At 67.9% G+C, this 8,451-nt stretch carries 5 protein-coding genes; 1 reads left to right on the top strand and 4 read right to left on the bottom strand.

What is annotated here, in order from left to right; genetic code table 11:
* Positions 1-153 precede the first annotated feature (153 nt).
* The 4 genes from ACM0O9_RS17850 to recJ form a co-directional block, all read right to left on the bottom strand.
* Positions 154-936: a helix-turn-helix transcriptional regulator gene (locus ACM0O9_RS17850; RefSeq protein WP_065177619.1), complete on the bottom strand. Its 783-nt coding sequence runs from the start codon at positions 934-936 to the stop codon at positions 154-156.
* A 45-nt stretch (positions 937-981) separates the two neighbouring features.
* A protein-coding gene (gene prfB / locus ACM0O9_RS17845) for a peptide chain release factor 2 (RefSeq protein ID WP_111008336.1) occupies positions 982-2,107 on the bottom strand; the annotation gives its coding sequence in 2 pieces (ribosomal slippage) (positions 982-2,031 and positions 2,033-2,107; 1,125 coding nt in all).
* Between the two features lie 253 nt (positions 2,108-2,360).
* On the bottom strand, positions 2,361-5,273 hold the full coding sequence (locus tag ACM0O9_RS17840; protein WP_414604137.1) for a DUF2135 domain-containing protein: 2,913 nt from the start codon (positions 5,271-5,273) through the stop codon (positions 2,361-2,363).
* 143 nt (positions 5,274-5,416) lie between these two features.
* The gene (recJ, locus tag ACM0O9_RS17835) at positions 5,417-7,174 is read right to left on the bottom strand and encodes a single-stranded-DNA-specific exonuclease RecJ (protein ID WP_065185237.1); all 1,758 of its coding nucleotides are present in this window, start codon (positions 7,172-7,174) and stop codon (positions 5,417-5,419) included.
* 158 nt (positions 7,175-7,332) lie between these two features.
* Between recJ and ACM0O9_RS17830 the strand changes: the two genes are divergently transcribed.
* Positions 7,333-8,373 carry a DUF1176 domain-containing protein gene (locus ACM0O9_RS17830; protein WP_164093550.1) on the top strand — a complete coding sequence of 347 codons (1,041 nt, stop codon included), beginning with the start codon at positions 7,333-7,335 and terminating at the stop codon, positions 8,371-8,373.
* Positions 8,374-8,451: the final 78 nt, after the last annotated feature.

The following is an 8,451-nucleotide window of genomic DNA, read 5'->3' as shown; positions in this document are numbered from 1 at the left end:
GGCGCCATGGATGGCGCCATCGAGCCCCCATGGACGGGTTTACGGCGTGTCCTGCCAACCCACACCGCCCCGCCATCCAACGGAATGCCCGCTGTTGCTGTTGCTGTTGCTCGGCCTCTGCGGGTGCAGGGCTGCAAGCCCTGCCGAACACCCCTACTTTCGCGGCAGGTAGGTCACCAGGGAAAGGTCGTGCCGGCTCTCCGGCACCAGCGCCACGTACTGCAGGTCCAGCAATCCCCGCGTGGGATGGTTGAGCTTCTTCGCACCTTCATCGAACCGCCGCACGTCGTGCTCCGGCCACCACCGCCGGAACGCCTCGCTGTGCGCGGCGATGTCCTCCACCAGCGCCAGGAACGGCGCCTTGTCCGGCGCCTGCGCCATCGCCGCGCGGAAGCCGGCCAGCAGGCCGCGGGTCATTTCTTCCCAGTTGAGGATCAGCGTGCGGTACGGCGGGTACAGGAACATCAGCCGCAGCGTGTTGCGCTCATGCGGCGCCAGCTGGCTGTAGTCCACGAACAGATCGGCGATGGCCGGGTTCCAGGCCAGGATATCGAACCGGGTGTTGCGCACATAGGCCGGGATCGGCTGCATCGCTTCGACCAGCTGGCGCAGGCCGTCGGTCACGCTCTCGTCCGGCGATTCCAGCGGTACGCCATAGCCGGACAGCGCGAATGCATAGGCGCGTTCGTCGTCGCTCATGCGCAGCACCTTGGCCAGGCGCTCGAGCACTTCGGGCGAGGCGCGCACTTCACGGCCCTGCTCGATCCAGGTGTACCAGCTGACACTGACCCCGATGGCCAGCGCCACTTCCTCGCGCTTCAGGCCCGGGGTGCGCCGCCGCCCGGCCGGGAGGCCGAGCGTGGCGGGGTCGACACGGGCGCGGCAGGCCTTCAGGAAGCTACCGAGTTCCTTGCGTTCACTTTCGCTGCGCATCATCGCCCTCCGCTGCGGAAGGCGATGATATCCGCGCAGGCGCGTCGATCAGGCATCGGCGCGCTTGGAGCCCACGGCCAAACCGGCCTTCAGGCTGGCCTCGACGAACTCGTCCAGGTCGCCGTCCAGCACCTTCTGCGTATCCGAACGCTCGATGCCGGTACGCAGGTCCTTGATACGGCTCTGGTCCAGCACGTAGTTGCGGATCTGGCTGCCCCAGCCGATGTCGGACTTGGTGGCTTCCACCGCGTCCTTCTCGGCGTTGCGCTTCTGGATCTCCAGTTCATACAGCTTGGCGGCCAGCATCTTCATCGCGTTGTCGCGGTTCTGGTGCTGGCTGCGGCCGGTCTGGCACGCCACAACGATGTTGGTCGGGATGTGGGTGATACGCACCGCCGACTCGGTCTTGTTCACGTGCTGGCCACCGGCACCGGACGAGCGGTACACGTCGGTACGCAGGTCGGCCGGGTTGATGGTGATGTCGATGTTGTCATCGATTTCCGGCGACACGAACACCGAGGTGAAGCTGGTGTGGCGGCGGTTGTCCGAGTCGAACGGCGACTTGCGCACCAGGCGGTGCACGCCGGTCTCGGTCTTCAGCCAGCCATAGGCATAGTCGCCTTCCACGCGCAGCGTGGCCGACTTGATGCCGGCGACGTCGCCACCGGAGACTTCCATCAGCTCGGTCTTCCAGCCGCGCGATTCGCACCAGCGCAGGTACATGCGCAGCAGGATCTCGGCCCAGTCCTGGGCTTCGGTACCACCGGCACCGGCCTGGATGTCGACGAACGCCGCCGCATTGTCCATCTCGCCGGAGAACATGCGCTGGAACTCCAGCTTCTCCACGTGCGCCTGGTGCTTGTCGAGGTCGGCGACCACCGCCAGTGCGGTCTCCTCGTCCTGCTCGGACTCGGCCAGCTCCAGCAGTTCAGTGGCGTCGTTCAGGCCATCGAGCACCGAGGCGATCCCGCCCACGGTCTTTTCCAGGCTGGAACGCTCGCGGCCCAGGTTCTGGGCGTACTCGGCGTTGTTCCAGACGTCGGGGCTTTCCAGCTCCCGCGTTACTTCTTCAAGACGCTCTTTCTTGGCGTCGTAGTCAAAGATACCCCCGAAGCGACAGCACGCGATCGGTCAGATCGGTGATGCGCTGGCGGACAGGATTCAGTTCGATCATGTCGGCGGTTATGCATTCAAAAGATGACTGCTAATGATACCGCAGGCCGTGGGCGCCCGGAATGAGGGCCTGGGCCTGCGCCGGGGAGGCGCGAGCGTGATGCGTCGGCGCTGCATTCAGGCAGGCGGTACCCGCCTTGGCGCGGGGAGCCAGCCAGGCTGCAGCCGCCCCCACACAGGGCCTCCTTGCCCCAGAGCGGCGTCGACGAGGGTCTTCCTTGGCCCACCCTCGGACGGCCATTTGGGGCAGTTGACTATTTAACCTCGAACTCGCCCACCAGCACGGTCTCGGCACGGTCCTTCAGTCGCATCGTCACCATCTGATCCTTCTGCTTGGCCGTGCCCCAATGAGTGGTCAGACGCAGCATCAGTGTCGTCGCGCCGGTGACCAGTTGCTGGCGGCTGCCAAAGTAGTTCGCCTCCACCTTGTACTTGCCCGGCTTGGCGTTGCGCAGCGAGAACTGTTCGGGGCCATAGCCGCCGGTGAAGTCCTGCGACATCTGCCCGCCCTGGTAGGTCAGCCGGTTGCCGTAGTAGGCGCGCTCGCCGTTCGGGTCGGTTACCCACAGGTCCATGTCGCTGTTGTCGGCGTCCCACGACAGCACCACGCGCAGGTCCAGCGGCATCGCCTGCAACAGGCGCGGGTCGATGCCGGTGGTATCCAGCCGGGGCGTGCTGCCGGCCACCAGGTTGGTCAGCTCATCCAGCGCGATCAGGGCGATGCCATCGAAGCGGCTGTCCCACGGCCGCACCACCACCTGGTACAGCGGCGCCAGTGCCTGCTGTGGCTTGCCGGCCGCTGCCAGCGCCAGGCCCAGGTCGCGGAAGCTCTGCGGTTCTTCCTGGCCCATCGCCAGCACCTGCTCGAACACCGGCACCGCCAGTGCGGGAGCATCGGCCTGCATCAGTCGGTAACCGAGCACGCGCAGCAGGTGGCGGTTATCCAGATCCATTTCGGCCAGGTTCGACAGCACCCGCAGTGCCAGCTCGCGCTGGCCCTGCTCCAGCAGCAGGTCGGCCACATCGAGGAAGAAGGCGCTGCTGTCGGCGTGGGCATCGCGCTCGGCCAGATAGCGGTCATAGAGCTGCGACGGCGGGCCCTGGCGCAGGCGCCGGGCGATGGCCGAGTCCGGCTGCCAAGCCGCCAGCTGGATGCCGAGCTGGCCATCGTTGGCGGCCGCAGCGGCATCGACCGTGCCGCCGGTGACCACAATCGCATCCAGTGCATTCTCCGACGCGGGCGCCGGACGACGCGCGCGTGCGCTGGCGGCCTGCATACGCTGCTCGGCCGCTGCTGCCGTCGGTGCAGGGGCGGGCGGAGCAGCAGGTGCAGGGGCTGCCAGCATCGCCACGGGTGCGGATTCGGTTGCGTAGTCTGCGGATGCAACGTCCAGCGCCATTTCCTTGGCCTGCGGCGGCGCATCCTTCGGCCAGCTACGGCTCCACCACTGCTGGCGCTCCTTCCAGCGGGCGGCCACTTCATCCAGGCGCTGGCGATCCCCAGCGGCGCGATCCCTGACCTGCACTGCAAACCTGGCGTCGTACTCCGCGCGCAGCGTGCCCGAAGGACGGATCGCATAGCGCAGGTAGTCCTCCAACGTCTCCAGCACGATCAGCGAGGTATCCGGCCCCACCAGGCCAAACCGTTGTGACAGGCGCTGCATCGCCTCGCGGTTGCCACGACGGTCGGCGGCCAGCTGCTGCAGGCGCGCCTGCGCCCACAAACCGGCCAGCAGTTCACCGTCCTTGCTCTTCTGCGTCGCTGGCAGCGCTTCCCACTCGCCGTCGCCCACGCGCACCCGCATCGGCACACCGTCGGCTGCCAGTCGTGCGTGCAGCCACAGCCAGCCGTGGGCTTCACTGCGGCGATCGATCACTACATCCTGCACGCCGCGTCCCGCATCGACCTGCACATCCATCGGCGACGCCAGCAACGCGTGCGCCGCCGCATCGACATCCTTGCCCAGCGCGATGAAGCGACCGCCATGCGCCTCACTCCAACCACGCAGTCGCACGGCATCGGTGCGCGCACCCGCACTGCTGACCGCAAACAGGCGCTGATCGGGTGCCATCGCCGGTAGCTGTTCCGGGCCATAGGTCAGCAGGCCATCGCTGACCAGCAGGTATTCCTTCACGCCCGGCTGCGGCTGCCACTGTGCCAGCGCGCTGGCACCGTCCGGGCGCACGGCCTGCAGGGCAGCGCGCAGTTCACTCCAGTTGCCGGCGCGGATGCGGAAGCGACGCACCGGCTCGGCGCGATCGCGGAGCACGGTCAAGGCCACGGTGCCGTCGCGCAGCGCAGCGAAATAGCGATCCAGCAGGGCGAACTCACGTGTGTGATCGCGCTGGCCCGCCGAACCGGAGCCATCCCACAGCAGGCCGATTTCGCTCGGCAGTTTGCGCGGCGTGCTGCTGGCCGCCACCGGCAGCTGCGCCAGCAGATAGTGGCCATCCTGCCAGGGCGCCACCTGCACCTGTGCCTGGCGGGTCGCCGGCAGATCCCACTGCAGCTGCTTCGGCAGCTGCGCCCCCTTGCCCTGCCACTGCAGCTGGCCCGCGCTGATGCGGAATGGCGCCGTACCTGCGGTGGTCGTGCCAGGTGCCTGCAGTTTCAGTTCAACCGAGGCTGCACCGGCGGCAAACTGCAGCGGCAGCGTCCACTGCCAGCCTTGGCCGGCGAAGGCCAACGGCTCGCGAATCACCAGCTGCACGCGCCGGCTGCCGCCGGCCGGCAGCGGATAGATGCGCAGGCGGAACTGGTTGCCGGCGGTCTGTTCCAGCAGGCCCGGGTCAACGCCGCGGCGGGCAATCTCCTCGAACACCTGGCGGCCGCGGTCCTTCGGCACCGGCACCGCGTCACGCATCTCGCCGTTGATATCCAGCGCGAAGCCGCTGATCTGCTGGCCATCGGCCAGGGGGAACTGCAGCTCGCCCTCCAGCAAGCGCCGGTTCGGGTTGTGGAATTCCAGGATGATCCGGGTCTGGGCGATGCCCGCCTGGACCCCGCCCTCGATGCGGGCGTGTCGCAGTTGGACCGCCTGCTCAGCCGCCGGTGCGATCAGCAGCGGCGTGGCGGCCTGCGGCCGGGAGATCGGCGGCGACTGCGCGCCAGCGGGCCAGGCCGCAAGGGCCAGCAACAACACAATGCAGCAACGGGCGAAGACCATGACCGGACTCCAGTGGGATCGTGGACCCTTGAACGCACCAGCAGCCGTAACGGGGTTGGGAGACCCAAAAAGGGGACGGAGGGGATTAAGTCGCTTATGCCCTGTTTGCCAGTTGCGACTTAATCCCCTCCGTCCCCTTTTTCTCAGGCGGGCAGGCAGTGCTCCACGATCAGCTGGATGGCGCTGCCGCCGCGATAGTCGTCGCAGGCCAGCCGGTAGGCGAGGTGCACGTGTCGGCCGGGCGCATTGCCGTGCCAGCCGCCGAAGTGGATCGCGTTGATCGTGCCAGGCACGCCCGGCAGGCGCAGTTCCAGCTTCAGGTGGCGCTCCTTCAGCACGCGCCAGTTGGCCACTTCGAAGTGGCCGTCGAACAGGGGTTCGGGGAAGCCCTGGCCCCATGGGCCGGCCAACCGCAGCGCATCGGCGTGGCGATGATCGAGCTCGTCCGCGGCCAGTTCGCCGTCGCTGAGCACCTGCTGCTGCAGTGCCGCCGGGTCGAGCATTTCCAGCACCACGGCGACGAAGGCGGCCTTGAAGTCATCAACGTGGTCAAGCCGCAGGCTGAGGCCGGCCGCCATGGCGTGACCGCCGAAGCGGTCGATCAGGCCCGGATGGCGCGCATCGACCAGCGCCAGGGCGTCACGGATGTGCAGGCCGGGAATCGAGCGCGCCGAGCCACGCAGCGTGTCGGCGCCCGGTTCGGCCGGAGCGAAGGCAATTACCGGGCGATGCAGGCGATCCTTCATCTTCGAAGCGACCAGGCCGACCACACCGGGATGCCAGTCGGCATCAAACAGGCAGGCGGCCACCGGCCGTTGCCCGGCCATGTCCAGCACCACGCGGGTCAGGGCCTGCTCGGCATCGTCGGTCATCGACTGCTGCACCGCGCGGCGTTCTGCGTTGATCTGCTCCAGCGTCTGCGCGATCTCGCGCGCCTGGCGCGGATCTTCGGTGAGCAGCAGCGCGATGCCCAGCGCCATGTCTTCCAGCCGGCCCGCCGCGTTCAGGCGCGGGCCGAGTGCGAAGCCGATGTCGGTGGCGGTCAGTCGCGCGGCATCCCGGCCACTGGCTTCGATCAGTGCACGCAGGCCGACACAGCCCTGCCCTGCGCGCAGACGGCGCAGGCCTGCGCTGACCAGCGCACGGTTGTTCGGGTCCAGCGCTACCAGGTCCGCAACGGTGCCCACCGCCACCAGATCCAGCAGCGTGGTCAGGTCCGGCCCCTTGCCATCTGCGAAGACGCCGGCCTCGCGCATATGCCGGCGCAGCGCCATCAGCACATAGAAGATCACACCAACACCGGCCAGCGATTTGCTGGGGAAGGCATCGCCATCCAGGTTGGGATCGACGATCACGTCGGCCGGCGGCAGCTGCGGCCCCGGCAGATGGTGGTCGGTGACCAGCACCTGCCAGCCGCGCGCCTTGGCCGCGGTGACACCGGCATGGCAGGCAATACCGTGGTCGACCGTGACCAGCAGGTCCGGCTGCAGCGCGGCCAACTCTTCCACCAGCGACGGTGACAGGCCATAGCCATGCACCATGCGGTTCGGCACCGCGTGGAAGACGTGTTGCGCGCCGAGCATGCGCAGGCCACGCACGCCGACCGCACAGGCGGTGGCGCCATCGCAATCGAAATCGCCGACCACCAGGATGCGCTTGTCGTTGGCGATGGCTTCGATCAGCAGGCCCACTGCATCATCGATACCGGTCAGCAGCTCGGGCGCGTGTAGGCTGCCCAGTTTCGGCAGCGCCAGCTCTGGCGTTCCCGCACCACGGCTGGCATAGAGTCTGGCCAGCAATGGCAGCGTGCCCTCTGGCCAGCTGCCGGGCACGACCGCATCGCGGCGGCGGATCAGCGGTGTATCAGAGGGCGGCTGCGCAGCATCGGCGGCAAGGGACATCGGCATCGCCGGTTACGAAAGACCCGCACATCATAACGTGCACCGCTCCCCCGGTCGGCTGCCGCTGCTGACGAGGCAACCTGGCTCTTCGGCCAGCAGCATTTGGATTTCACGACCGCATCTTCCATGCTTGCCTGCCCTGGAACGGACTTCCATCCATGACCCGCACCCTGCTGACCGCGCTGATGGCACTCACCGTGGCCCCGGCCGCCCACTCCGCGACGCCTGAGCCCAGGCCCGGGGTCGAATTCGAACACAACGACTGGTCGCTGGCCTGTGACAACACCCGCACCTGCCGCGCCGCCGGCTACAGTCCGGAAGAACCCGGCAACCTGCTCAGCCTGATGCTTGAGCGCGCCGGCGGCCCGGGTGCGAAGGTGATCGCGCGGCTGCGCAATGGCGAGGATGGCGAAAGCCCGACGCCGACCGGGGCACTGCGCCTGCGCCTGAACGGCAAGGACCTGGGCCCGGTGCGCGACACCGGCGACGGGGACAAAGTGTTGTTGCAGCAGGCACAGACCGATGCACTGGTCGCCGCACTGCCGCGCCAGGCACGCATCGAGATCATCGACGGCAAGGGCAAGGCCTGGCCGATCTCCGACCGCGGTGCAGCGGCCGTACTGCTGAAGATGGACGAGGCACAGGGCCGGCTGGGCACCCCCGGTGCGCTGGTGCGGCGTGGCGACAAGCCCGAAGCAAGCGTGCCTGCGGCGTTGCCGGTGCCAGTGATCGTGCGCGGCACGCTGGTGGCACCGCGCGCCTCGGACGCGGCACTGGCGAAAGCACCGGGCCTGCGCAAGGCACTGATCGCCAGCCTGCCCAAGCCGGATGAGTGCGGCCACCTGAGCGAGGGCGGGACAGATGAAATCGAGATCCAGCGACTGGACACCCAACATGTGCTGGCAAGCACCAGCTGCTTCGTGGGTGCCTACAACTTCAGCAGCGGCTACTGGGTAGTGCAGGACAAGCCGCCGTACGAAGCACGCTTCGTCACGTCCGATGCAGAAGACTTCGATCGCGACGACGCTACGTTGAGCGGTCGCTTCCGTGGGCGCGGCGTCGGTGACTGCTTCTCCGGCCACGACTGGGCTTGGGATGGCGCGCGATTCGTGAAGAGCAGCGAGTTCACCACCGGGCAGTGCCGGGGCGTTGCGGGTGGGCACTGGACGCTGCCGACGGTGGTCAGCGAGGTCCGTTGAGGCGCCGCTACCTGCGGTAGTGCCGACCGCTGGCCGGCAACCCCGACAAACCCTGGGGGGTCAGAGCCGTTTTCCGAT

Origin of the sequence: Stenotrophomonas sp. FR012, from assembly GCF_047520565.2 — a bacterium.
Classification (GTDB): domain Bacteria; phylum Pseudomonadota; class Gammaproteobacteria; order Xanthomonadales; family Xanthomonadaceae; genus Stenotrophomonas; species Stenotrophomonas sepilia.
Note: the sequence above shows the minus strand (reverse complement) of the source record. Positions and strands in the feature narration are given on the sequence as shown.

What these genes read in the sequence shown, in the direction of transcription:
- ACM0O9_RS17850 (WP_065177619.1), bottom strand. Translation starts at nt 936, where the DNA reads ATGATGCGCAGCGAAAGTGAACGCAAGGAACTCGGTAGCTTCCTGAAG.
- ACM0O9_RS17840 (WP_414604137.1), bottom strand. Translation starts at nt 5,273, where the DNA reads ATGGTCTTCGCCCGTTGCTGCATTGTGTTGTTGCTGGCCCTTGCGGCC.
- recJ (WP_065185237.1), bottom strand. Translation starts at nt 7,174, where the DNA reads ATGTCCCTTGCCGCCGATGCTGCGCAGCCGCCCTCTGATACACCGCTG.
- ACM0O9_RS17830 (WP_164093550.1), top strand. Translation starts at nt 7,333, where the DNA reads ATGACCCGCACCCTGCTGACCGCGCTGATGGCACTCACCGTGGCCCCG.